Here is a 23,736-nt window from a genome sequence, read left to right as displayed (position 1 = left end):
ATAACAATCAAAAATAAGTATAAAATCTTCATAAGAAGTGATGTAGGTTTGCAATTCGTTAAAATTTGTATCTTTGTTCAAAAGAATTTAAAATAAATTGAACAATATTAAATCGACATTCACGATTAAAGACCTTGAAAATATTTCAGGAATAAAAGCTCATACGATACGAATTTGGGAAAAGCGCTATAATTTGTTATCGCCAGAGAGAACGGATACCAATATTCGTTATTATTCTTCAGAGAATTTACAAAAATTGCTGAATGTTGTACTGTTGAATAAAAACAATATTAAGATTTCTAAAATAGCAGAAATGTCTGATGATACAATTGTTTTAAAAGCCAGAGAGCTAGCTTTTAAAATGGCTGTAAATGATGAGGCAATCAACTCTTTTAAGTTGGCAATGTTTCAGTTTGATAAAACATTATTCAACAATGCTTATAATAGATTGCTTAAAAGAAAAACGTTTAGAGAGGTCTTTAAGGATGTTTTTGTGCCTTTTTTAAATCATATAGGCTTGTTGTGGCAAACAGATACATTATTGCCTGCCCATGAGCACTTTATTTCTAATTTAATAGTGCAGAAAATTCAAATTAATATAGAGAAATTAGAGTATTCTAATAGTAATTCAGAAGTGAGCTATGTGTTGTTTTTGCCTGAAAATGAAATTCATGAACTAGGGTTGATGTATTTGAATTACGAGCTTATATTAAGAGGGTACCATACAATTTATTTAGGGCAAAGCTTGCCGTTAGATAATTTAGATTGCTTTTTTAAAAGTAAAACAAAAGTTTGTTTCATTACTTCTATGACTGTGCAGCCATATGATGATAAGGTAGAGGAATATTTTTCAGAAATTGAAGAGGTGCTTGAAAATACAAATCACGAATTGATAGCAATAGGAAATAAAGCGATGGCAGTTGATCATGTTGATTTTAAAGCGAAAATAACAGTGTATTCTTCATTAAAAGCATTCCTAAATCAATTCTAAATTTTTTTTGAATGATTTTATTTTGTTTATTTTTTATTTGTTTTTGTTAAACAAAAAATGTAATTTTGACTAATGTTTTGATTTTCAAGACATATTTTTTTTAACAAAACTAATTTTGTTTACTTTTTTTTAATTTAAAATAAACAAAGTCTACTTAAGCTGAAAAGTAGACTATCAATAAAAAGAGTAAGTATTTATTTTAAAGTGTAGAATTATGAAAGTAAAGAATTTAACCTCTGTGTTGTTTTTGGGACTGTTTTTAAGTGTTGGTTTGTTAACGTCGTGTAGCGATGGTGACGATCCGGTGGTAGAAAAGCCCAAAACTATAGTTGATGTAGCAGTTGCAGATTCCAATTTAAGTATTCTTGTATCTGCTTTACAAAAGGCTGATTTAGTATCTGCTTTGCAAGCCGAAGGATCTTTTACGGTTTTTGCGCCTACAAACGCAGCATTCCAAGCATTGTTAGATGGTAATGACTCATGGAGTTCTTTAGATGATATTCCAGTAGAAACATTAAAGTCTGTTTTGTTATTTCACGTGATAACTGGAGAGGTAAAAGCAGCTGATTTATCCAATACCTATGTAAAAACGTTGTCTACAGGTCCAAACGATGAGATGTTGTCATTGCAAGTGGAAGTTGATGGAGCAGTGGAATTTAATGGAGATTCAAAACCAATAGCAACAGATATTATGGCTTCAAACGGAGTTATACACGCTATAGACAAAGTAATGTTACCAGCTAATGTAGTGACCTTAGCGTTAAACAATAGTGGTTTCACTTCTTTAGTTGCAGCGTTGACAGATAATCGTCATACTACAGATTTTGTTTCTTTATTAAAAGAGAACGGACCATATACAATTTTTGCACCTACAAATGATGCATTTCAAGCACTGTTGGATAGCAATGATTCTTGGAATTCATTAGCAGATATTCCTATTGCAACATTAGAAGCAGTATTAAAGTATCATGTGTTAGCGGGAGGAAATGTACAGTCAGATGAATTAAGTGATAATCAAGAAATCACAATGTTTGATGGCAATATAGTTACAGTTGATTTAACAGGTGGAGCAAAAGTAAATACAAGCTCAGGACAGTCTGTTGTAATTTCATTGACTGATGTACAAGGAACGAATGGAGTAGTCCATGTAGTTAATAGTGTTCTTTTACCTTAGTTAAGTTAAGTTGTTGATTACAAGTGAGAAATATTTTCCGCTTGTAATTGATTTAATTATATTTATAAGAAATAATTTGAAAAAAAAAGTATACATAATAGGTTCAGGATTCTCTTCTTTGTCGGCATCATGTTATTTAGCTAAGGCTGGATATGAAGTGATTGTATTAGAAAAAAATGCTTCAATTGGAGGCAGAGCAAGGCAATTATTAAGAGAAGGATTTACCTTTGATATAGGTCCTACTTGGTATTGGATGCCAGATGTTTTTGAAAAGTTTTTCGGAGATTTTGGTAAAAAGCCATCAGATTACTACGAGTTAGAAAGGTTGAGTCCTGCTTATGAGGTGTACTTTGGAGAAAAAGATTCAATTGTAATTCCAGGAACACTAGAAGAGATTTATGAGGTTTTTGAAAAAGAAGAAAAGGGAAGTTCAAAACACCTGAAGTCTTTTTTAAAGTCGGCAAAATATAATTATGATGTTTCTATAAATGATTTAGTTTATAAACCAGGGGTTTCTCCTTTAGAGTTGGTAACTCCAGTTACTATGGGAAAAATATTTCAGTTTTTTTCTACTATCAGACATGAGGTAAGAAAGAAAATTAAAAGTAAAAAACTAATTCAAATTTTAGAATTCCCAGTGTTGTTTTTAGGAGCAAAACCAAGCAATACTCCAGCGTTTTATAATTTTATGAATTATGCCGATTTTGGCTTAGGTACATGGCATCCAAAAGGAGGAATGTACAAAGTTATTGAGGCCATGACTACCCTAGCTACGAGCTTAGGTGTGAAATTTCAAACCAATGCAAATGTTGAAGAAATTGTAGTAAACGATAGAGGCGAAACAGTTGGAGTCGCGGTTGATGGAAAATTAATGGAATCTGATATAGTGTTAAGTGGAGCAGATTATCATCATACAGAAACTTTACTGCCTAAATATCTAAGACAATATTCTGAAAGTTACTGGGATAAAAAAACATTTGCACCATCGTCATTACTCTTTTATGTAGGCTTTGATAAGAAATTAAAAAATGTATGCCATCATACTCTGTTTTTTGACACAGATTTTGATGTGCATGCAAAAACAATATATGATGTTCCTAGTTGGCCCAAAGAACCATTGTTTTATGCGAGCTTTCCTTCAATCACCGATGGTTCTTTTGCGCCCAAAGGAAAAGAGGCTGCTACTTTTTTAATACCATTAGCGCCAGGTATAGAAGATACTCCAGCGTTAAGAGAGCGCTATTTCAACATTATAATAGAGAGGTTAGAAAGATTAACAAATCAATCAGTAAAAGAACATGTATTGTTTAAAGAAAGTTTTTGTGTAAATGACTTTGTTAAGGAGTACAATTCTTACAAAGGCAATGCATACGGATTGGCAAATATTTTAACACAAACAGCATTTTTAAGACCCAAGATAAAAAGTAAAAAGGTAAAGAATTTGTTCTTTACAGGACAATTAACAGTGCCAGGACCTGGAGTCCCCCCGTCTTTAATTTCAGGAAAAATAGCTTCAGATTTAATCTTAAAAACGTACAAAGATGAAACAATTGTTTGATGAGGTTTCTTACGCTTGTAGTAAGTTGGTAACTCAAAAATATAGTACCTCATTTTCGTTAGCTACGAAGATGTTATCACCAAAAATACGTACAGATATTTATAATATTTACGGTTTTGTGCGCTTTGCAGATGAAATAGTAGATTCTTTTCATCAGTACGATAAGGAGCAATTATTATTAAAGTTTGAAAGAGATTATTACGAATCTAAGAATAGAGGAATTAGCTTGAACCCTATTTTAAATTCGTTTATACACACCGTAAACAAGTACAAAATTTCTGACGAGTTGGTACAAGCGTTTTTAAAAAGTATGAAAGCCGATTTGTACAAAACAGCTTACACAACTACAGAAGAATACAATGAATATATATACGGGTCAGCAGACGTTGTAGGCTTAATGTGTTTAAAGGTTTTTGTAAATGGAAATCAGCAAAAGTATGAGGAGCTAAAAGAGCCTGCAATGCGTTTAGGGTCAGCGTTTCAAAAAGTAAATTTTTTAAGAGACTTAAAAGAAGACTTTAACGAATTGAATAGATCTTATTTTCCAAATATCAATTTTGGAGACCTAAGTACAGAAGGAAAAAATGCAATTATTAAAGAAATAGAAGGCGATTTTGATGTTGCTTACAAAAACGGAATTTTAAAGTTACCTGTTGAAGCAAAGTTTGGAGTGTATATGGCGTATAGATATTATAAAAAGTTGTTAAAGAAGCTTCAGGACACGCCTTCAACAAAAATTATGGATACTAGAATTCGAATTTCAAACCCGATGAAAATTAATCTTCTAGCAAGAAGTTATGTAAGGTATAAATTGAATTTAATATGATTAAAAGTGGTATCTTAGGAGTACTGTTTTTTATGTCGATTATAGGTTTCAATAATGCACCTAATTTTGTTATAGAATACCATGAATTAGCCACTAAAGAAGCAGAGTTATCTTACATAAAAAAATATAAAAACAGTAAAGAAGTAAGTATACAAGCCTATGTAGTTTCTTTACAAATGAAACAGGCAAAATATAAAACAATGCCTTGGAGTAAACTAAAAGTTTTTAACACGAACAAAAGCAAATTAGAAGAATTAATTTTAAAGAATCCTAACAATGTCCATCTAAGGTATGTTAGGTTGGTAATACAAGAAAATACACCAAGTATTTTAGGATATACATCTTCTATTAAAAAAGACAAGCAGTTTTTAAAAGAGGTGCTTCAAAAAAAAGACAGTGTAAGTTATTTACATACATATATAATTAACAATACATCATTATGAATATAGCAATTTACATAACAGTAACCACGCTAACGTTTATTGTTATGGAAGGGGTTACTTGGTGCACACACAAATATGTAATGCACGGTTTTGGTTGGTACTTACATGAAGATCACCACCAGCCAGGATATCCACATGTTTTTGAAAAAAACGATGCTTTTTTCGTGGTCTTTGCAATTCCTAGTATCTTATTATTTTACTTCGGAATTCGACCAGAGTTAAACTTTTTGTTTTTCATAGGATTAGGTATTCTGTTGTATGGTATTGCTTACTTTTTGGTACATGATGTGTTAATTCATAGAAGATTTAAGTGGTTTGATAAAACGAATAACCAATACTTAAAAGGATTGCGAAAAGCACATAAAATTCATCACAAACATTTGGGTAAACACGACGGAGAATGTTTCGGAATGTTGTTTGTACCCTTTAAATATTTTAATAAAAGACAGTGAGTCAGTATGTATATCTAATATTAAACCTAGGGAGTTTAAGTATTCCGCTATTGTACAGTGTTTTTGAAAAAAAAATACACTTTATACAATATTTCAAACAAGCAGCGCTCAGTATTTTGGTAGTTGCCTTCTTTTTTTTAATATGGGACAGTTGGTTTACACAAATAGGAGTGTGGGGATTTAATTCAGACTATCATTTATCACTAAAATTACTGCACATGCCAATAGAAGAATGGATGTTTTTCTTCTGTATTCCTTATGCGTGTTTGTTTACGCATGAAGCGTTAAAGTTTTTATTTCCAAAGTTTAAAATGTCAAAATCTACGACTGTAATCATCAGCTTTTTCCTCATAGTTTTAGTGAGTTTATTGTTGATTTTTAACTTCGGAAAGTGGTATACCACAGTAAATTTTGTACTGTTTTTACTATTGTTAGGTTATGCGTTAAAATATCATTTAAACACGTTACAAGAATACTATCCAAGTTTCTTGGTAATATTAGTTCCTTTTCTACTAGTCAACGGAATTTTAACAGGAAGCTTTATAGAAGAACCAGTTGTTTGGTATAACAATTCAGAAAACTTAGATTTTAGAATTTTCACCATACCCTTTGAAGATATTTTTTATGCATTTACAATGTTGTTTTCAGTACAGTTAATCTTCAATTCTTTAAAAAGAAAAAAACTTGAAAGAAAATAAATACATACGATTTTTAATATTCCTAATAGCTAATTTTTCAGCTTTAGCTATTGGAGCTTGGTTAATGAACGAAGGACCGAGAACAGATTGGTACTTGTCTTTAAACAAAGCTCCATGGACACCAGCAGGTTGGGTTTTTGGAGTGGCTTGGACCACTATTATGGTTTTGTTTGCTGTATACATGACAAAAGTGAGTTTTCAATATGAGTTTTTAAACAAAAAAGTACTCATTTTATATATAGATCAGTGGATTTTAAATGTAAGCTGGAACTATATTTTCTTCAATCAACACCTAACAAAACTAGGCTTAGTTGTCATCGCATTATTATGGTTACTTATTGGTTATCTCACTTTTGAGTATGTAAAAAAAGTAAAGTGGTATACCCTATTTATACTTCCATATCTCATATGGATGACGATTGCAACCAGTCTCAACGCATACATCGTATTAAACAATTAAACTATGGCAAAAAAAAAGAACATAACACAAGAAAAAATAATAGAATGGTACATGAATACGGTACTATCATCAGGTCAACCGAATTCAATATTTTCTTTTGCGAAAGAAAATAACTTTGAAGAAGCAGAATTTTATAAACACTTTTCAAGCTTTGAAAGTTTAGAAAAAGCTGTTTTTGGAATTTTTGCTAAAGAAACCATTCATTTATTACACAAAACAGAAGCTTATAAAGACTATCCACCGAAAGATAAATTACTGAGCTTTTATTTTACTTTTTTTGAATTGTTAACAGTAAACAGGTCGTATGTACTGGCTCAGTTAAAAAGGATAAAAACAGATTTTTCGAAATTAAAAGTGCTGCAAGAACTGCGTACCGAGTTTATTCATTTTGTAAATGAAATAAGCCTTGAAAAAATTGATTTTAAAAATGATAAAATCAACAAAATTCAAGATAAAACTATTGCAGAAGGGTATTGGATGCAGCTATTGCTGATTCTAAGATTTTGGGTAGAAGATGAGTCGCCAAACTTTGAAAAAACAGATCTTTTTATAGAAAAATCAGTCAAAGCAAGTTTTGATATTCAACAAATAGCCCCTGTAAAAAGTGTGATTGATTTAGCGAAATTTTTGTGGAAAGAAAAATCACCAATGACATGAAAACCTTGAATAGAATACCTACGTCGAAAATAGAACGAGCGACCAAGTTGGTTTCAACAGGAGTAAAAGTTGGTGTAAACTATGCTAAATACTACGGAAATAAAATCACCAAATCAGAAGAGGAAGCAAAAAAACAGCTCAACGAAGATAATGCTACCGATATTTACGACGGATTAAAAGAATTAAAAGGATCGGCATTAAAAGTAGCGCAAATGCTAAGCATGGAAAAAAATATTTTACCCAATGCTTATGTAGAAAAATTCTCATTATCTCAGTTTTCAGTACCGCCATTATCAGGACCTTTAGTAACCAAAACATTTAAAAAATACTTCAGTAAAACACCTAATGAGGTTTTTGATACGTTTACGGCAGAATCAGTAAATGCAGCGAGTATAGGGCAAGTTCACAAAGCCACCAAAGACGGAAAGGAACTAGCTGTAAAAATTCAATATCCAGGAGTAGCGGATAGTATTTCAACCGATTTAGCGATGGTAAAACCCATCGCAATGAAAATGTTTAATATTAAAGGAGAAGGCTCTGACGAATACTTCAAAGAAGTTGAAGACAAACTTTTAGAGGAAACTAATTATGAATTAGAGCTAGCTCAGAGTAATGAAATTGCTAATGCCTGTAAACATATTCCAAATTTAAAATTCCCAAACTACTATCCAGACTTGTCATCAGATAGGATTTTAACGATGGACTGGATGGATGGAGTTCACCTATCAGAATTTACTAAAAATGAGCAGCCTGAAAACGTTGCAAATAAACTAGGACAAGCTTTGTGGGATTTTTACATGTACCAAATGCACAAGCTAAAAAAAGTACATGCAGACCCGCATCCAGGGAATTTTTTAGTGTCCAAATCAAATGAATTGATCGTTATCGATTTTGGATGCATGAAAGAAGTTCCTGAAAGTTTTTATGTGCCTTATTTCGAACTAGCAAAACGAGAGAATATAGATAATCCAGCTTTTTTTGAAAGTAAACTCTATGAATTAGAAATCTTAAGAAAAGACGATACACCTGAAGAAATAACCTTTTTTAAGTCGCTTTTTTATGAGATGTTATCACTCTTTACACAACTTTTTCAGCAAGAAGAATTTGATTTTTCTGATGCCATTTTCTTCGGGAAAATAGCAGATTTGGGTCAGAAATATGCCAAGAGTACCGAGCTTAAAAAGATGAACGGAAATAGAGGGTCAAAACACTTCATTTATATCAACCGAACATTTTTTGGTTTGTATAACTTAATGCACGACTTAAAAGCAAACAAGGTAAAAATCAATAATTTTAATACGATATAATGCACATTACACGTCAACAAATAGACGAGTTTCCTCATCTGTATAAAATAAATTTGATGAATAGTATTTCTGGTTATAAACCAGCAAATCTTATTGCGACAAAATCAACTGATAACATAACCAATGTTGCAGTGTTTAGTTCGGTGGTACATTATGGTTCTAGTCCAGCAATTTTAGGATTTGTATTACGCCCCACAACCGTTGTGAGGAATACGTATAACAATATCAAAGAAACAGGATATTATACAATCAATGCTATTAATGAAGCAATAATTGAGGAAGCGCATCATACATCGGTTAAATATCCTTCGGAAATTTCAGAATTTGATAAAACAACACTTTCGGAAGAATTTAAAAATAACTTCTATGCTCCATTTGTAGCAGAGTCACCCTTACAAATAGGAATGAAGTTTTTAGAAGAACATCATATAAAAGCTAACGGAACTATTTTAGTGTTAGGTGAAGTAACGGATTTGTATTTTAAGGACGCTATGTTGTCAGAAGATGGTTTTTTAAACTTATCCAAAGAAAAAGTAGCTGCCATTAATGGATTAGATACCTATATGGTCGCAGAAAACTATACAAGATTGTCGTATCAAAGACCCAAGAAATGAAAATCTTAGTTACAGGCACAACAGGTTATATAGGAAAACGATTAATTGTTAGGTTACTAGAAAGTAATCACCAATTAGTTTGTTGTGTTCGTGATTTAGATAGAATACCAGATGAGTTTGAAAACAATCCGAATGTTACTTTTATAAAAGTTGATTTTTTAAATATAGAAAATACACGTTTTCCAAAAGATATCGATGCAGCGTATTATTTAATACATTCGATGGCTACGACATCAGAAAACTTTGAAAACTTAGAGTTAACCTGTGCACAGAATTTTAAAAAACTAGTAGAGACTACTAACTGTAAGCAAGTGGTGTATTTAAGTGGAATAGTTAATGACAATTCGCTGTCCAAGCACCTAAAATCAAGATACGAAGTAGAAAAAAAGTTACAATCAAACAGTTATGCCTTAACCACCTTTAGAGCAGGAATTATTGTAGGAAGCGGAAGTGCTTCTTTTGAAATTATAAGAGACATTGTAGAGAAGCTTCCAGTAATGGTAACTCCTAAATGGTTGAAAACGAAAACACAGCCTATTGCGGTTAGAGACGTATTAGCTTTTTTAGAGAATAGTTTACAAGTTAAAGAAACCTACAATAAATCTTTTGATATCTGCGGTCCTGAGGTACTAACCTATAAGGAAATGTTGTTACAGTTTGCTGAGGTAAGAGGGTTTAAAAGATACATTTATACACTTCCAGTACTAACACCAAAACTATCTTCCTATTGGCTATATTTTGTAACATCAACCTCTTTTAACCTAGCACAAGTCTTAGTAGATAGTATGAAGGTTGAAGTAATCGCAAAACCAAGTAACATTAATACGTTACTTAATGTAGCGCCAATAACCTATAAAGAAGCCGTAGCATTAGCTTTTCAAAAAATAGAGCAAAACGAAGTAATTTCTAGCTGGAAAGATGCCATGAGTAGTGGCGTTTTTCATGATCAATTAGCAAAACATATACAAATACCTCAATACGGCTGTTTTAAAGATGTGAGAGTTAGAGAAGTACAAAATGAAACAAAGACACTACATAAAATTTGGAGTATAGGAGGACAAACAGGATGGTATAAATTCAATTTTCTTTGGAAGATAAGAGGATATATAGATAAACTTTTTGGAGGTGTTGGATTGCGAAGAGGTAGAAGACATCCCACAGAATTAGAACCAGGAGACCCACTCGATTTTTGGAGAGTGTTATTGGCAGATAAAAAGAATAAGCGGTTGATTTTATTTGCTGAAATGAAACTACCCGGAGAAGCGTGGTTAGAGTTTAAAATAGTAAAAGACAAATTATATCAAAGAGCCGTTTTTAGACCTAAAGGAATTTGGGGAAGAATGTACTGGTATGCCGTTTTACCTTTTCACGCATTTGTATTTAAAGGAATGATTCATCATTTAATAAAAGCGTAAGTATGAAAACAATTGTAGTAGTAGGAGGGAGTAGCGGTATTGGTAAAGCAATTATTGATGATTTAAAAGAAACTCATAGAATTATCAATATTAGTAGAACCGAACCAGAAACTCATGAAAATATAAAACATTACACATGTGATGTTACCAAAGATGAACTTCCAGAATTAGAAGAAGTTCACGGATTAGTTTATTGTCCGGGAAGCATCAATCTTAAATCCTTTTCAAGATTAAAAATAGCAGATTTTAAAACTGATTTTGAAATAAACGTAATAGGAGCAATTAAAACACTGAAAGCTTATGAAGGGGCTTTGACAAAAAATAACGGAAGCGTTGTGTTGTTTAGTACGGTAGCTTCGTTTTTAGGAATGCCTTTTCATGCAAGTATTGCAACAAGTAAATCAGCAATTGAAGGACTAACAAAATCGCTAGCGGCAGAATATGCGACTAAAATCCGATTTAATGCCATTGCTCCTACAGTAACCGATACACCATTGGCTGCTCGTTTATTACGAAATGAAAAACAACAAGAAAGTTTACAAAATAGGCATCCGCTAAAAAAGTATTTAAAAGCAGAAGAAGTAGCAGGATTGGCAACCTTTTTACTTTCAGAAGCAGCTGCGTCAATGACAGGACAAATAATTCCTATGGATGCTGGAATTGTAAGTGTAAAAATGTAGAAAATGAAATGGTTTTTAATTCTAAGTTTTCTTATGTATTTGAATGATGAGATTATAATTTTTGACAAAGACAACAACACACAAAAGTGGTATATCACTAACGATACTGTAATGGGCGGTGTTTCTAATTCATCCGTTAAGATTAATGATGAAGGAAATCTTGTTTTCTCAGGAAGAGTTTCTACTGAAAATAATGGTGGATTTGCTATGACCAAAATGTCAACAGCTATAAATTTAAATAACCAACATTCAAAAATTATATTAAGGGTAAAAGGAGATGATAAGCAATATCAATTACGATTAAAGTCAGACGAATCTCAACGTTATTCTTATGTGCAAGCATTCAGAACCAACAAGCAAGAACAAGAAATTATATTACCACTAACAGGGTTTTATTCCGCTTTTAGAGGTAGAAAGTTAAGCTTTGGTAATTTTTCTGCTAACCAAATAAAAGAAGTAGCAGTTTTAATAGGGAACAAAAAGGACGAAAACTTTTCGTTAGAAATCATAAAAATAGCAATTCAATAAAATGAACACAGTAAAAATATTCTTAATCATGGCATTATTTAGTTTTTCAGGAAAAGCACAAACAGTTGTTCCTAAAGAATCGTTGTACGATATAAAAATTGAAGGAATCAATGGAGAAAATTTAGATCTTCATCAATTTAAAGGAAAGAAAATACTATTTGTAAATGTAGCATCAAAATGTGGCTTTACAAATCAGTATGAAGGTTTACAAGAGTTATACACAAAACATAAGGATAAATTAGTAATTATAGGATTGCCATGTAATCAATTTGGAGGCCAAGAACCAGGAACAATAAAAGAAATTCAATCGTTTTGTAGTGTAACCTATGGAGTAGATTTTCCTATGACAGAAAAAATTGAGGTTAAAGGAGAAAATCAACACCCGTTGTACCAATGGTTAACACAAAAAGAGAAAAACGGAAAAATGAGCTCTTCAGTAAAATGGAATTTTCAAAAATATTTGGTAGATGAAGAAGGAAGGTTAGTTGATGTTTTTTATTCAATCACCAAGCCAATGAGCAAGAAAATTACCAAACTATTGTAATGATTCATTTCAAAAAACATTCAGGTATTTATACTTTATCAACAGAGCAAATATTAAACGTTCCGTTAAGAAAAGCGTGGGATTTTTTTAGTTCTCCAGGAAACTTACAAAAAATAACACCGTCACATATGGGCTTTCAAATTACTTCTGAGGTTGATAAAAAAGCCTATGCGGGGCAAATTATCACGTACAAAGTAGGAATCCTACCTGGGGTAAAATCAAACTGGGTAACAGAAATTACGCAAGTAAAAGAGCAACAGTTTTTTATAGATGAACAGCGATTTGGTCCTTATAGCATGTGGCATCACGAACATTGGTTTGAAGAGTTGCCAAATGGAAAAACATTGATGAAAGATAAAATATCCTACAAAATACCTTTTGGTTTTTTAGGACACATAGCCCAGTCAATCTTTATAAAAAGGCAGTTAAAAGGAATTTTTGAACATCGTTATCGTACGTTAGAAAAACTATTTAATGGAAAATAAAGTATCGATTTTTTGGTTTCGTCGAGATTTACGTTTAGAAGATAACAAAGGATTGCATGAAGCGCTTCAATCAGGAAATAAAGTTGTACCATTATTTATTTTTGATGAAGATATTTTAGAAAGTCTTCCTAAACATGATGCGCGTGTAACGTTTATTTACCAAACGCTACAACAACTTGATAAAGAGTTAAGAAAACATCAATCATCTCTTATAATAAAAAAAGGAAAGCCTTTAGAAGTATGGAGGGAACTTATAGGAGAATATACAATTGAAGCAGTTTACACAAATAAAGATTACGAACCTTATGCAATTAAAAGAGATAAGGAAGTAGCCGACTTTTTAGCATCAAAAGGAATAATATTTAAAGCTTTTAAAGATCAAGTAATTTTTGAAGAAAACGAAGTTTTAAAAAACGACGGAACTCCATATACAGTTTTCACACCCTATAAAAACAAGTGGTTGCAAAACTTCTCTGAAAAGAAAGATACACAAGAGTTTACAATTGACTTTGTTAACTTTTATCAGTTTTTATCTGAATTTCCATCATTAGCTTCCATAGGTTTTGAAGAAAGTACGATTAAAGTAAAACCATACAACCTATCTAATTTAGAGGAATATGATGAGGTAAGAGACTTTCCTTCGCAAGACAAAACTTCGTATTTATCACCTTATTTACGTTTTGGATTGGTAAGTACTCGAAAAATGGTTCGTTTTGCGTTAACAACCAACCAAACTTTTTTAAGTGAGTTGATTTGGCGTGAGTTTTTTATGCAGATTTTATATCACTTTCCAAAAGTAGTTACTCAGAACTTTAAACAAAAGTATGATGCAGTTCCTTGGAGAAATAACGAAGAAGAATTTAATAAATGGTGTGAAGGTAGCACAGGGTATCCGATGGTTGATGCAGGCATGCGAGAGCTGAATACAACAGGATATATGCACAATAGAGTACGTATGATTACTGCTGGGTTTTTATGCAAACATTTATTGATTGATTGGCGTTGGGGAGAAGCGTACTTTGCAGAAAAGTTATTGGATTATGATCTGTCAGCAAATAACGGAAATTGGCAATGGGCAGCAGGTACGGGTTGCGATGCAGCCCCATATTTTAGAGTATTCAATCCAGAATCACAGTTAAAAAAGTTTGATAAAGATTTACAATATGTCAGAAAATGGGTAAGAGACTTTGATGAATTAACTTACCCGCAACCAATGGTAGAACACAAGTTTGCGAGAGAACGAGCGATCAATACCTATAAAAAAGCACTGCAATAAAAAAAGGTTCAGAATTTTCTGAACCTTTTTAGTATGTATTAAGCGATATAGTCTTTAGCTCTCTCTAATGCTTTTGGAATTCCACCAGGGTTTTTACCACCAGCAGTTGCAAAGAAATTTTGTCCACCACCACCACCGTGGATTAGTTTTCCTAATTCTCTAACAACTTTACCAGCATCATAGCCTTTTTCATTAGCTAACTCTTTAGAAATATAACAAGTTAACATTGCCTTTTCAGCAGAAGGGGCAGTAGCAAATACCACAAATAAATTGTTGATTTCTCCACCCAATTCAAATAATAAGTTTTTAATGCTGTTAGGATCTAAATCTACTTTAGTTGCTAAAAACTGAACTCCATTTACCTCTTGTAATTGGTTTTTAAGTTCGCCTTTCATATTTTTAGCTTTATCCTTTAATAGTTGTTCAACTTGCTTTTTTAAAGCAGCATTTTCATCTTGTAAACTACTTACCGATTTAGCAACATCTTTAGGATTTTTCAATAATTGTTTTACTGCATCGTAGTTGCGCTCAACATCTTCAAAATAATCACCCACAGCTACATTGGTAATTGCTTCGATTCTTCTGATTCCTGCAGCGACAGCACCTTCCGATTTTATTTTGAAATACCAAATATCACCAGTTTGTTGTACGTGCGTACCTCCACATAATTCCATTGATTGTCCAAAACGAATGGTACGAACACTATCACCATATTTTTCACCAAATAACGCTACAGCACCTTCATCAATAGCTTGTTGCATTGGTATGTTTCTTTGCTCTTGTAATGGAAGGTTTTCACGAATACGAGCATTTACGAATTCCTCTACAGCCTCTAATTGATCATTGTCTACTTTAGAGAAGTGAGAAAAGTCAAAACGTAAATAATCAGGACTCACCAACGAGCCTTTTTGCTCTACATGGTCTCCTAAAATAGTACGTAACGCTTGGTGTAATAAGTGGGTAGCCGAGTGGTTACTAGCCGCTAAACTTCTGTGTTCTTTATTTACAACAGCCTTAAAAGTTTCGTGTAAGTTTTTAGGTAAATTCTTTGTGAAATGAATGATAACATTGTTCTCTTTTTTGGTGTCAAGCACATAAATAATATCACCATTAGGAGCTTCAATATATCCTTTGTCACCCACCTGTCCACCTCCTTCAGGATAAAAAGGAGTCATGTTAAACACTAGTTGATATTGGTCACCATCTTTTTTGGTACTAACTTTTCTGTAGCGAGTTAATCTTACATTGGTAGTTAATATATCGTATCCAATAAACTCTTCAACATCATCATCTAATAAAACAACCCAATCACCTGTTTCACTTGCAGAAGCTGCACGAGAACGCTCTTTTTGAGCTTTCATGCCCGCATTAAATTCCTCTTCATTAATTTCATACCCCTTTTCACGAGCGATTAACTGTGTTAAATCAAGAGGAAATCCGTAAGTGTCGTATAATTCAAAAGCACGTTTACCAGATACAGTTTTACCATTGGTAGTTGCAATAACTTGGTCTAATAATAATAACCCTTGATCTAATGTACGTAAGAAAGAAGTTTCTTCTTCTTTAATTACATTGTGTACTAAAGTATTTTGTTTTCTAATTTCAGGGAATGCGCCTCCCATTTGGTATGCTAAAGTTTCTACTAACTTATAAATAAAAGGCTCTTTCTGGTTTAAGAAAGTAAAACCATAACGAATAGCGCGACGTAAAATTCTACGGATTACATAACCCGCACCGTTATTACTTGGTAACTGACCATCGGCAATCGCAAAAGCAACAGCACGAACGTGATCAGCAACTACACGAATAGCAATATCTATTTTTTCATCTTTACCATAAGTAGTACCAGTAATTGTTTCTATCTCTCTAATTAATGGAGTAAATACATCGGTATCGTAGTTCGATTGAACTCCTTGTAACACCATACATAAACGCTCAAATCCCATACCGGTATCGATATGTTTCGCTGGAAGCTCTACTAAAGAACCATCTGCTTTACGATTGTATTGCATAAATACCAAGTTCCAGATTTCAACAACCTGAGGGTGATCTTCATTCACTAACGATTTTCCATCCACCTTAGCTTTTTCTTCAGCAGAACGAATATCGACATGGATCTCAGAACACGGACCACAAGGACCTTGTTCACCCATTTCCCAGAAATTATCTTTTTTATTACCCATTAAGATACGATCTTCAGCAATGTATTGCTTCCAAATATCGTATGCCTCTTGATCCATTTTTGTACCATCCTTTTCATCACCTTCAAAAACAGTTACGTACAAAATGTCTTTATCTACTTTGTAAACTTCAGTTAATAACTCCCAAGCCCAAGCAATAGCTTCTTCCTTAAAATAATCACCAAAACTCCAGTTACCTAACATTTCAAACATGGTATGGTGGTAAGTATCGTAACCAACCTCTTCCAAATCGTTGTGTTTACCAGAAACACGTAAACACTTTTGAGTATCAGAAACTCTACTATTTTTAGGAGTTGAGTTTCCTAAGAAAAACTCTTTAAAAGGCACCATACCAGCGTTGGTGAACATTAAAGTAGGATCGTTCTTTAACACCATGGGTGCTGAAGGAACTATTTCGTGCTGTTTTGATTTAAAAAAATCTAAAAATTTAGCTCTAATATCTTGAGATTTCATACAACTCTGGGTATCTGAATTTTGTTAAAATATGTTTAAAAAACTGCTTGTAAAAAGAAGTTTTAAAAGATTTTGTAAATTTGTGAGTTTTCAAATTGTACATCCCCTCAGGATGCTTAATTTAAAAAGCACAAAAATAGTACATTTAGCATTATGGCAAAAGTAAAATATTATTATGACCCAGATACTTTATCCTATAGAAAGATAGAGGTTAGAAGAAGTGAAAAGTATAAGAAAACTTTTTTGGGGCTACTTAGTTTTTTATTAATTGCTTTTTTTGGTTTTATAGGCTTTAGCCAGTTTTTAATGTCTCCAAAAGAGCGAGCTCAAAAAAGAGAATTAGAAAACTTAAAATTACATTACGAGTTACTTTCAAAAAAAATGGAAGAAAGTGCTCAAATCTTAACCGATTTACAAGAAAGAGATAACAATATTTACCGAACATATTTTGAAGCAAGTCCAATTCCTGAAGAGCAACGAAAAGCAGGTTTTGGTGGTGTTAATAGGTACAAACACTTAGATGGTTTTGACAATAGTTCAATGGTAAAAAAAGTAACCAAAGAGTTAGATATTTTATCAAAACAAATGGTAGTGCAATCAAAATCGTTAGATGAGATTGTTGAGCTAGCTAAAGAAAAAGAAAAAATGCTAGCTTCAATACCGGCGATTCAACCTGTAAAAAACCAAGACTTAAAAAGAATGGCCTCTGGTTATGGTATGCGTTTACATCCTATTTTAAAGTCGTGGCGTATGCATAATGGAATGGATTTTACTGCACCTACGGGGACTCCAATTTTTGCCTCTGGAAACGGTGTTGTTAAAAAAGCACATAGAAGTTCTACTTTTGGAAAAGTAGTTTATATTGATCATGGGTATGGTTATGAAACTATTTACGCTCATATGAGTAAGATTGAAGCTAAGAGAGGACAAAAAGTAAAACGTGGCGATTTAATAGGTTATGTTGGAAATACAGGGCGTTCTGCAGCACCACATTTGCATTATGAAGTGCATAAAAATGGTAGGCCTGTAAATCCTATTTATTATTACTACGGAGATTTAACTCCAGAAGAGTTTGTAGCGATGCAGAAAGCTTCACAACAAAAAGGTCAGTCGTATGACTAAATACATAACAAGTTGTGAAAAATGTATGTAGACTTACCCGATAAACGATATTATAAAATAGGAGAAGTGGCTAAAGCTTTTGGGGTGAATAGTTCACTTATACGATTTTGGGATAAAGAGTTTGAAATCATCAATCCTAAAAAAAATGCCAAAGGCGATCGGTTGTTTACACAAGAAGACGTAAAAAACTTTAAAATTATTTACAATCTTGTAAAAGAAAGAGGTTTTACTTTAGACGGAGCCAAACAAAAACTAAAGAAAAACCCAGAGGGAGTCGTAAATAATCAGGAAATAATTAGTAGATTAGAAACTGTAAAAGCAGAGTTAATAAAAATCAAAAATCAATTATAATTACAAAAAATCAAAAATTATGAAAAAATGGTTAGTGCCTTTAATTATTATAGGAGTTCTAGTATTTGGAATTTATTCATGGGCTGTAGGGTTTAATAATACAGCTGTTGAATTAAATGAGAATATTTCTGAATCGTGGGGTAATGTTGAAACAGCATATCAAAGAAGAAGTGACTTAATAGGTAATTTAGTAAAAACTGTACAAGGAGCAGCTGATTTTGAAAAAAGTACGTTAACAGAGGTAATCAATGCAAGAGCAAAAGCAACATCTATTAATATTGACCCAAGTAAAGTTACACCAGAGCAATTAGCTCAATTTAATAAGGTTCAAGGAGGTTTAAGTGGAGCATTAAAAAGTTTGTTAGTTACTGTAGAACGTTATCCTGATTTAAAGGCAAATCAAAACTTTTTAAAGTTACAAGATGAGTTAGCAAGCACTGAAAATCAAATTTTAACAGCAAGAACTCGTTTTAATGAAGCTACAAAACCATATAATAAACATGTAAAAGTCTTTCCAAACTCTATTCTTGCAGGATGGTTTGGTTTTGAAGGGAAGCCATATTTCCAAGCTGAAGAAGGAGCAGATAAAAAACCTGATGTAAATTTTGATTTTAAAAATTAATAGATGTCTAACGTAGAAGATTTTCTTACTGCCAAAGAAGAAGAGGAAATCGTTCAGGCTATTAGAGAAGCAGAACGAAATACTTCTGGTGAAATTCGTGTACATATAGAGAAAACTACTAAGGGTTCTCATTATGACCGAGCGCTAGAAGTATTTCAAATGCTTACAATGTTTAATACTCAGCAACGAAACGGTGTGTTATTGTACATTGCCGTTGACGATTATAAATTTGTAATTTATGGAGATGAAGGTATAAACAACGTAGTTCCACAAAACTTTTGGGAAACAACCAAAGAAGCCATCCAAAATCAGTTTAAACAAGGAAACTTTAAACAAGGAATTATAGATGGTGTGCTAAAAGCAGGAAAAGAATTACAAACTCACTTTCCATGGACTACAGATGATGAAGATGAGCTAAGCAACGAAATATCAAAAGGCTAAAACTTTCACAGAAGGAAGAAATATGATAAAAAATAAAACGTCATTATATAAAAGAACAAACAAGTTACAGAAGGTAAAAGTTGTTCTTTTTTTTATTGCATTTTTATGTGGGCACACTCTTTTCTCACAAGGGTTTCAAATTCCTGAAAGACCTAAAGAGCAAACAGGTATTTACGATTATATTAATCTTTTATCACCCAATCAAAAGAAAAGTTTAGAAAACAAGCTAATTAAGTATGCTGATACTACTTCAACACAAGTTGTCGTATCCATAATTAGTTCAACAGAAGGTGAAAGTATAGGTGTATTGACACCTCGTTGGGCTCATAAATGGGGTGTTGGACAGGAAAAAGAAGATAATGGTGTTTTTATATTGCTTGCAAAAGATGACAGGAAAGTATGGATATCACCAGGGTATGGGGTAGAACATAAGTTGACGGCTGGTATTGTAGGAGAGTTAACCAGAAATGTCATAATCCCAGAGTTTAGAAGAGGAGATTATTATTCAGGCCTAGATAAGGGAGTTGATACTATTTTTCAAATCTTAAAAGGAGAATATAAGGCTAAACCTAGAAAAGAGAAAAAGGATTTTAGCTTTATTATTTTTATTATCATTTTAATAGTCTTTTTTATAGTTATTTCAAGCGGAAGTAGAGGAAACCGCGGCGGTGGAAGAGGTTACAGAAAATCAGATGCTGCAAGAGGTATTTTAGAAACCATTATCTTAAGCAACGCAGGTAGAGGCGGTTTTGGCGGTGGAAGCTTCGGTGGAGGATCATCAGGAGGTTTTGGTGGCGGAGGCGGCTTCGGCGGAGGTTTCGGAGGCGGAGGCTTTAGTGGTGGCGGTGCAGGAGGTAGTTGGTAATAACTTCATTTATTTGGTAAAGGTTAGTTAACGTTAAAGCAACGTTGAAATAGTACTTATGCAGGAAAATTAAATGACCCTTACGTATGAAGACTAACATTAAAAGAAGAAGCTTTTTAAGAAACTCATTATTAGCAACTGGAGGACTACTTTTAGTCCCTAATTTTATCAGTTGTAAAGATGATGATATTGATGAATTACCAATTCCAGATAACTTAGCAGAGAAAAACTTTGAGCAAGGCGTTGCTAGTTTTGACCCCACAAACTCACAAGTTATCATCTGGACTCGTTATAGTACCAAAAATACTTCAGCTACCTTAATTTGGCAACTCGCAAAAGACAAAAACTTTAAAGAAGTTGTTCGTCAAGCAGAAGTAACTACCGATGCTTCAAGAGATTTTACTGTAGCTGTTGAAATTAAAGACTTAGATGCGGGACAAAAACTATACTATCGTTTTGTGTGTGTTGACGAAAGAGCAACATCACCAGTAGGAGAAACCCTAACGTTCAGCGAATCAATAAGCGAAGTAACGTTAGCAGTAGCATCTTGTGCAAACTTTGCCTACGGTTATTTTAACGTATATGAAGAGATAAAAAAATCGGATGCAGATGTTGTCATCCATCTAGGAGATTATATCTATGAATATGGCGAAAAAACTTATGGTTCGTTTAGAACACCTGAGCCTAAAGGAGAAATTATTTCGTTAGAAGATTATCGTACTCGTTACCGTCAATACCGTTCAGACGAGCAATTAAAAGAATTGCACAGAAGAAAACCTTTTATCTGTGTTTGGGACGATCATGAGGTGGCAAACGATACGTATAAAGACGGAGCTGAAAACCATCAAGAAGATGAAGGAAGCTTTGTTTCAAGAAAACAACGTGCATTAAAAGCATACAGTGAATATTTACCTAATATGACGAATCTTGTAGATAACTCAATTATTTACAGAAACTTGAAAATGGGAAATTTGGTAGATTTAATTATGCTAGATACCCGTATTATTGGAAGAGATAAGCAGTTAGAATATTCAGCATTTTATAATGAAAAAGGAGTATTTGATGCAGTAGCTTTTCAGCAAGCATGGTTAGATCCGCAACGCACACTTTTAGGAACTACCCAATTAGGATGGTTAGAAAGTGAACTTGCAGCTAGCAATAGTACATGGCAACTAATAGGGCAGCAAGTTTTAATGGGAAAAATGTTAATTCCTGCTGAACTACTAACACTTTTAGCAAAACTATTGGCAGAAGTATCTGCTACAGGATCAGCAAGTGAAGCAACGTTTAATCTATTTAAAACCTCTATAACAGAGCTGGTAACGATTAAAACAAGAGCTTTACAAAACGACCCTACGTTAACAGCAGAAGAGAAAGCAAGAATAGAAACGGTACTACCATATAACTTAGATGCTTGGGATGGTTATTTTATGGAAAGAGAACGTATTTTAGCAAGCTTTAAAAGTAAAAATGTAGTAGTGCTGGCAGGAGATACTCACAATGCGTGGTATAGCGATTTAAAAGATAATTCAGGAGAAAAAGTAGCCGTAGAGCTAGCTACAAGTTCGGTATCATCACCAGGGTTAGAAACCTATTTAGGAGCATCTGCAACAGAATTGGAAGCAGCATTAGGCTTGTTAATAGACGATTTACAATACAGTAATTTTTCTCAAAGAGGATATATGAAACTTAGAGTAACAGCAGCAGGTATACAAACTGACTGGAACTTTGTAGATACCGTTACCAACAAAACCTACTCAAATAGTATAGGAAAAACTGTAACCTTATAATTGCATAACTTGTTGTGTATTTTGAAGTTTTGCCAAAAGAATGTCTGTTCGAGTTATTTTCGATAGAAAATCGTATCGAGAACAACAATTTAAATTGTAAAATTTTATTCTCGATACTAATTTTATGGGTTTTTACCCGCAAAATTCACTCGAATTGACAAATTTCACACAACGTTTACACAGAATTACCGATACATTAAAAGGCTTCTGAGTTATTCAGGAGCCTTTTTTATATGCTGTAAAAGAAAAATACAAAAGGGACTAATGTTGTATCTTTTCAGTCGTAGAAATACTAGATTTAGACCTAGTATTTACGGCTAAATTATATTGTTTTGTCAATAGATTGATTTCATTAATTAAAGCAGGGTATCGTTTGTTGCCTGAGAGTGTAGCATGTGCTTCAATGTGTAATACAAGTTTTCTGTAAGCAAGAGTAGTTTCAATACGTAATTCTTCAATATTATTTTCAGGAGTAGTTGCTGGTTCTCCTATATGCTCAATATACTTAGTAGAAAACTCAGTATTGGCATCTTTTAGTTCAGTAAGCCAAGGAGTGATTTTAAGCAAAGAAATGGCTTGAATAAGCTCAGACTCCGTTTCAAAATCTTTACGAATACTGTCTAATATAGCGGTTTGTTCTTGATAGCTTTTACGAGCGATATCAGTGCCATAGGTATTTATAGTAGTAAGTAGTGCGTTGGCGGCATTAACTGTGGCTTCATTAAAGTGGTTAACATAAGCACTTACAAGTGTTTTGATTCCTGTAATAGCTTTATCTCTTCTAGTGTCAAGGGCTATAATTTCTTGTGTTAAGCTGTTACCTTGTACTTGTTGGAACAAAGAATCAATACGATTAACAAGAGTTGTTAATTCGTTAGTGGGGTTTGTTAATGCTAACGCATCAATGTCTTGTAAGTTTACAAGTTGTAAAATATCTTTCATGTATTGTAGATATTCACCGTTACGATACTGATTTAAATACGGATTGTTCATAGGCTAATTTTTTAATTAATACTAAATATTTATAGAAAGTGACTTGGTAACTTTCATAGCATTAGCAATTTAAGAGTATAAAAGTTTTTAAAAAAGTTAACAATTGTTAAAGTTTATTAACTGAGCAGATTTTTAAATTTTCACGAAGTAGTACACTAGGTTTTTAGGTTAAAATGTTAAAGAAAACTCAGGGGTATCCCTGAGAAGAATTCATTACAATTAGGGGAACCCCTTATTGTGGAAAAAACAATAAAGAGGTACCTTTAAATGCAATTGTAACTAGCTTTAAACTTATATATCATGAAAAAAAGAAGTAGTGATATCTCTAAACACCTAAGAATAGGAATCTTTTTAGTAAGCTTTCTTTTAGTGTTATGGAATTGTGAAAAGGAGCCTTTGTTAGAAACAGAAAACAGCTTTATAAGTAAAGTCAAAAGCAAGGTAAATACTGATTTAATAGACTTACCTCATACGAAAGATAACTTAACAGTAGATTGGAATAACCACAACATTATTAAAAGTAACGATGTAGAGTTTTATGAATTTAAAACAGCACTAATCGCTCCTTTAAATAACACTTCTGAAAATTTTAGTAGCCCAATTTTTTATGTAGTAGCCTATAAAGAAAACAATACAGTTGTAATAAAGTATATAGAGGTAAGAGCATACGATTATAGTTTAACAAAGCTTCCCGAAGACTTTATTAATTTAGAAGCTTTTTCAGGTTCGTTTAGGTATTTTAATGAAAAGGGAAAGTTAGAAAACTCAGAAGCTTTTATAGAAGGATATT

25 protein-coding genes and 1 pseudogene are annotated in these 23,736 nt (G+C 32.8%); 24 read left to right on the top strand and 2 right to left on the bottom strand.

Annotated features, from left to right (window positions below):
* The first annotated feature begins 97 nt into the window (after positions 1 to 97).
* From V1T75_RS14765 to V1T75_RS14685, 17 genes are all read left to right on the top strand, one after another.
* Entirely contained in the window at positions 98 to 991 is an 894-nt protein-coding gene (locus V1T75_RS14765) for a MerR family transcriptional regulator (protein WP_330489269.1), read from the top strand.
* A gap of 214 nt (positions 992 to 1,205) precedes the next feature.
* Positions 1,206 to 2,165 carry a fasciclin domain-containing protein gene (locus tag V1T75_RS14760; protein ID WP_330489268.1) on the top strand — a complete coding sequence of 320 codons (960 nt, stop codon included), beginning with the start codon at positions 1,206 to 1,208 and terminating at the stop codon, positions 2,163 to 2,165.
* 76 nt (positions 2,166 to 2,241) lie between these two features.
* On the top strand, positions 2,242 to 3,723 hold the full coding sequence (locus V1T75_RS14755) for a phytoene desaturase family protein (RefSeq protein ID WP_330489267.1): 1,482 nt from the start codon (positions 2,242 to 2,244) through the stop codon (positions 3,721 to 3,723).
* On the top strand, positions 3,707 to 4,549 hold the full coding sequence (locus tag V1T75_RS14750) for a phytoene/squalene synthase family protein (protein ID WP_330489266.1): 843 nt from the start codon (positions 3,707 to 3,709) through the stop codon (positions 4,547 to 4,549). The genes V1T75_RS14755 and V1T75_RS14750 overlap by 17 nt, the downstream gene beginning before the upstream one ends.
* Positions 4,546 to 4,992 (top strand): hypothetical protein, encoded by a 447-nt coding sequence (locus tag V1T75_RS14745; protein WP_330489265.1) that lies wholly within the window; start codon positions 4,546 to 4,548, stop codon positions 4,990 to 4,992. The genes V1T75_RS14750 and V1T75_RS14745 overlap by 4 nt, the downstream gene beginning before the upstream one ends.
* Entirely contained in the window at positions 4,989 to 5,444 is a 456-nt protein-coding gene (locus V1T75_RS14740; RefSeq protein ID WP_330489264.1) for a beta-carotene hydroxylase, read from the top strand. The genes V1T75_RS14745 and V1T75_RS14740 overlap by 4 nt, the downstream gene beginning before the upstream one ends.
* Complete coding sequence (locus tag V1T75_RS14735) at positions 5,441 to 6,142, top strand: lycopene cyclase domain-containing protein (protein WP_330489263.1); 702 nt, start codon at positions 5,441 to 5,443, stop codon at positions 6,140 to 6,142. The genes V1T75_RS14740 and V1T75_RS14735 overlap by 4 nt, the downstream gene beginning before the upstream one ends.
* Positions 6,129 to 6,602, top strand: coding sequence for a TspO/MBR family protein (locus V1T75_RS14730; RefSeq protein ID WP_330489262.1), 474 nt, complete (start codon positions 6,129 to 6,131; stop codon positions 6,600 to 6,602). Before V1T75_RS14735 ends, V1T75_RS14730 begins: the two co-directional genes overlap by 14 nt.
* A gap of 3 nt (positions 6,603 to 6,605) precedes the next feature.
* Positions 6,606 to 7,259, top strand: a complete 654-nt coding sequence (locus V1T75_RS14725; protein ID WP_330489261.1) for a TetR family transcriptional regulator C-terminal domain-containing protein — start codon at positions 6,606 to 6,608, stop codon at positions 7,257 to 7,259.
* The gene (locus tag V1T75_RS14720) at positions 7,256 to 8,566 is read left to right on the top strand and encodes an ABC1 kinase family protein (RefSeq protein WP_330489359.1); all 1,311 of its coding nucleotides are present in this window, start codon (positions 7,256 to 7,258) and stop codon (positions 8,564 to 8,566) included. The genes V1T75_RS14725 and V1T75_RS14720 overlap by 4 nt, the downstream gene beginning before the upstream one ends.
* Before the next feature lie 56 nt (positions 8,567 to 8,622).
* On the top strand, positions 8,623 to 9,180 hold the full coding sequence (locus V1T75_RS14715) for a flavin reductase family protein (RefSeq protein ID WP_330489260.1): 558 nt from the start codon (positions 8,623 to 8,625) through the stop codon (positions 9,178 to 9,180).
* A complete protein-coding gene (locus tag V1T75_RS14710) occupies positions 9,177 to 10,595 on the top strand; it encodes an SDR family oxidoreductase (protein WP_330489259.1) in 1,419 nt (472 codons plus the stop codon). Before V1T75_RS14715 ends, V1T75_RS14710 begins: the two co-directional genes overlap by 4 nt.
* A 2-nt stretch (positions 10,596 to 10,597) precedes the next feature.
* A complete protein-coding gene (locus V1T75_RS14705; RefSeq protein WP_330489258.1) occupies positions 10,598 to 11,275 on the top strand; it encodes an SDR family NAD(P)-dependent oxidoreductase in 678 nt (225 codons plus the stop codon).
* 3 nt (positions 11,276 to 11,278) lie between these two features.
* Positions 11,279 to 11,803, top strand: coding sequence for a CIA30 family protein (locus tag V1T75_RS14700; RefSeq protein ID WP_330489257.1), 525 nt, complete (start codon positions 11,279 to 11,281; stop codon positions 11,801 to 11,803).
* A gap of 1 nt (position 11,804) precedes the next feature.
* Positions 11,805 to 12,347, top strand: a complete 543-nt coding sequence (locus V1T75_RS14695) for a glutathione peroxidase (RefSeq protein ID WP_417800108.1) — start codon at positions 11,805 to 11,807, stop codon at positions 12,345 to 12,347.
* The gene (locus V1T75_RS14690; protein WP_330489256.1) at positions 12,347 to 12,832 is read left to right on the top strand and encodes an SRPBCC family protein; all 486 of its coding nucleotides are present in this window, start codon (positions 12,347 to 12,349) and stop codon (positions 12,830 to 12,832) included. The genes V1T75_RS14695 and V1T75_RS14690 overlap by 1 nt, the downstream gene beginning before the upstream one ends.
* A complete protein-coding gene (locus V1T75_RS14685; protein WP_330489255.1) occupies positions 12,822 to 14,108 on the top strand; it encodes a cryptochrome/photolyase family protein in 1,287 nt (428 codons plus the stop codon). Before V1T75_RS14690 ends, V1T75_RS14685 begins: the two co-directional genes overlap by 11 nt.
* A gap of 38 nt (positions 14,109 to 14,146) precedes the next feature.
* On the opposite strand, the gene alaS is transcribed toward V1T75_RS14685, so the two are convergent.
* The gene (gene alaS, locus V1T75_RS14680) at positions 14,147 to 16,762 is read right to left on the bottom strand and encodes an alanine--tRNA ligase (protein ID WP_330489254.1); all 2,616 of its coding nucleotides are present in this window, start codon (positions 16,760 to 16,762) and stop codon (positions 14,147 to 14,149) included.
* A gap of 153 nt (positions 16,763 to 16,915) precedes the next feature.
* Between alaS and V1T75_RS14675 the strand changes: the two genes are divergently transcribed.
* The 6 genes from V1T75_RS14675 to V1T75_RS14650 all read left to right on the top strand — a co-directional run bounded on the left by V1T75_RS14675 (position 16,916) and on the right by V1T75_RS14650 (position 21,953).
* The gene (locus tag V1T75_RS14675; RefSeq protein ID WP_330489253.1) at positions 16,916 to 17,884 is read left to right on the top strand and encodes a M23 family metallopeptidase; all 969 of its coding nucleotides are present in this window, start codon (positions 16,916 to 16,918) and stop codon (positions 17,882 to 17,884) included.
* Positions 17,885 to 17,905: 21 nt separating this feature from the next.
* Positions 17,906 to 18,235 carry a MerR family transcriptional regulator gene (locus V1T75_RS14670; RefSeq protein ID WP_330489252.1) on the top strand — a complete coding sequence of 110 codons (330 nt, stop codon included), beginning with the start codon at positions 17,906 to 17,908 and terminating at the stop codon, positions 18,233 to 18,235.
* A gap of 19 nt (positions 18,236 to 18,254) precedes the next feature.
* Positions 18,255 to 18,857, top strand: a complete 603-nt coding sequence (locus V1T75_RS14665; protein WP_125343316.1) for a LemA family protein — start codon at positions 18,255 to 18,257, stop codon at positions 18,855 to 18,857.
* A 3-nt stretch (positions 18,858 to 18,860) separates the two neighbouring features.
* Positions 18,861 to 19,298 carry a TPM domain-containing protein gene (locus tag V1T75_RS14660; RefSeq protein WP_330489251.1) on the top strand — a complete coding sequence of 146 codons (438 nt, stop codon included), beginning with the start codon at positions 18,861 to 18,863 and terminating at the stop codon, positions 19,296 to 19,298.
* 22 nt (positions 19,299 to 19,320) lie between these two features.
* Positions 19,321 to 20,163 carry a TPM domain-containing protein gene (locus V1T75_RS14655; protein WP_330489250.1) on the top strand — a complete coding sequence of 281 codons (843 nt, stop codon included), beginning with the start codon at positions 19,321 to 19,323 and terminating at the stop codon, positions 20,161 to 20,163.
* An 86-nt stretch (positions 20,164 to 20,249) separates the two neighbouring features.
* Positions 20,250 to 21,953 carry an alkaline phosphatase D family protein gene (locus tag V1T75_RS14650; RefSeq protein ID WP_330489249.1) on the top strand — a complete coding sequence of 568 codons (1,704 nt, stop codon included), beginning with the start codon at positions 20,250 to 20,252 and terminating at the stop codon, positions 21,951 to 21,953.
* Between the two features lie 261 nt (positions 21,954 to 22,214).
* Here the strand turns inward: V1T75_RS14650 and V1T75_RS14645 are convergent, their stop codons facing one another.
* Positions 22,215 to 22,946, bottom strand: coding sequence for a DUF6261 family protein (locus tag V1T75_RS14645; protein ID WP_330489248.1), 732 nt, complete (start codon positions 22,944 to 22,946; stop codon positions 22,215 to 22,217).
* 300 nt (positions 22,947 to 23,246) lie between these two features.
* Here V1T75_RS14645 and V1T75_RS14640 point away from each other — a divergent pair.
* Positions 23,247 to 23,736, top strand: a pseudogene (locus V1T75_RS14640) (hypothetical protein); the annotation flags it as partial.

Origin of the sequence: Tenacibaculum sp. FZY0031, from assembly GCF_036350695.1 — a bacterium.
Lineage (GTDB): Bacteria > Bacteroidota > Bacteroidia > Flavobacteriales > Flavobacteriaceae > Polaribacter.
The sequence above is the reverse complement of the archived record's forward strand: the minus strand, read 5'-3'. Positions and strand labels throughout refer to the sequence as shown.

What these genes read in the sequence shown, in the direction of transcription:
- V1T75_RS14750 (WP_330489266.1), top strand. Translation starts at nt 3,707, where the DNA reads ATGAAACAATTGTTTGATGAGGTTTCTTACGCTTGTAGTAAGTTGGTA.
- V1T75_RS14705 (WP_330489258.1), top strand. Translation starts at nt 10,598, where the DNA reads ATGAAAACAATTGTAGTAGTAGGAGGGAGTAGCGGTATTGGTAAAGCA.
- V1T75_RS14655 (WP_330489250.1), top strand. Translation starts at nt 19,321, where the DNA reads ATGATAAAAAATAAAACGTCATTATATAAAAGAACAAACAAGTTACAG.
- V1T75_RS14740 (WP_330489264.1), top strand. Translation starts at nt 4,989, where the DNA reads ATGAATATAGCAATTTACATAACAGTAACCACGCTAACGTTTATTGTT.
- V1T75_RS14695 (WP_417800108.1), top strand. Translation starts at nt 11,805, where the DNA reads ATGAACACAGTAAAAATATTCTTAATCATGGCATTATTTAGTTTTTCA.
- V1T75_RS14665 (WP_125343316.1), top strand. Translation starts at nt 18,255, where the DNA reads ATGAAAAAATGGTTAGTGCCTTTAATTATTATAGGAGTTCTAGTATTT.
- V1T75_RS14690 (WP_330489256.1), top strand. Translation starts at nt 12,347, where the DNA reads ATGATTCATTTCAAAAAACATTCAGGTATTTATACTTTATCAACAGAG.
- V1T75_RS14725 (WP_330489261.1), top strand. Translation starts at nt 6,606, where the DNA reads ATGGCAAAAAAAAAGAACATAACACAAGAAAAAATAATAGAATGGTAC.
- V1T75_RS14650 (WP_330489249.1), top strand. Translation starts at nt 20,250, where the DNA reads ATGAAGACTAACATTAAAAGAAGAAGCTTTTTAAGAAACTCATTATTA.
- V1T75_RS14745 (WP_330489265.1), top strand. Translation starts at nt 4,546, where the DNA reads ATGATTAAAAGTGGTATCTTAGGAGTACTGTTTTTTATGTCGATTATA.
- V1T75_RS14720 (WP_330489359.1), top strand. Translation starts at nt 7,256, where the DNA reads ATGAAAACCTTGAATAGAATACCTACGTCGAAAATAGAACGAGCGACC.
- V1T75_RS14710 (WP_330489259.1), top strand. Translation starts at nt 9,177, where the DNA reads ATGAAAATCTTAGTTACAGGCACAACAGGTTATATAGGAAAACGATTA.
- V1T75_RS14660 (WP_330489251.1), top strand. Translation starts at nt 18,861, where the DNA reads ATGTCTAACGTAGAAGATTTTCTTACTGCCAAAGAAGAAGAGGAAATC.
- V1T75_RS14700 (WP_330489257.1), top strand. Translation starts at nt 11,279, where the DNA reads ATGAAATGGTTTTTAATTCTAAGTTTTCTTATGTATTTGAATGATGAG.
- V1T75_RS14685 (WP_330489255.1), top strand. Translation starts at nt 12,822, where the DNA reads ATGGAAAATAAAGTATCGATTTTTTGGTTTCGTCGAGATTTACGTTTA.
- V1T75_RS14760 (WP_330489268.1), top strand. Translation starts at nt 1,206, where the DNA reads ATGAAAGTAAAGAATTTAACCTCTGTGTTGTTTTTGGGACTGTTTTTA.
- V1T75_RS14715 (WP_330489260.1), top strand. Translation starts at nt 8,623, where the DNA reads ATGAATAGTATTTCTGGTTATAAACCAGCAAATCTTATTGCGACAAAA.
- alaS (WP_330489254.1), bottom strand. Translation starts at nt 16,762, where the DNA reads ATGAAATCTCAAGATATTAGAGCTAAATTTTTAGATTTTTTTAAATCA.
- V1T75_RS14645 (WP_330489248.1), bottom strand. Translation starts at nt 22,946, where the DNA reads ATGAACAATCCGTATTTAAATCAGTATCGTAACGGTGAATATCTACAA.
- V1T75_RS14670 (WP_330489252.1), top strand. Translation starts at nt 17,906, where the DNA reads ATGTATGTAGACTTACCCGATAAACGATATTATAAAATAGGAGAAGTG.
- V1T75_RS14675 (WP_330489253.1), top strand. Translation starts at nt 16,916, where the DNA reads ATGGCAAAAGTAAAATATTATTATGACCCAGATACTTTATCCTATAGA.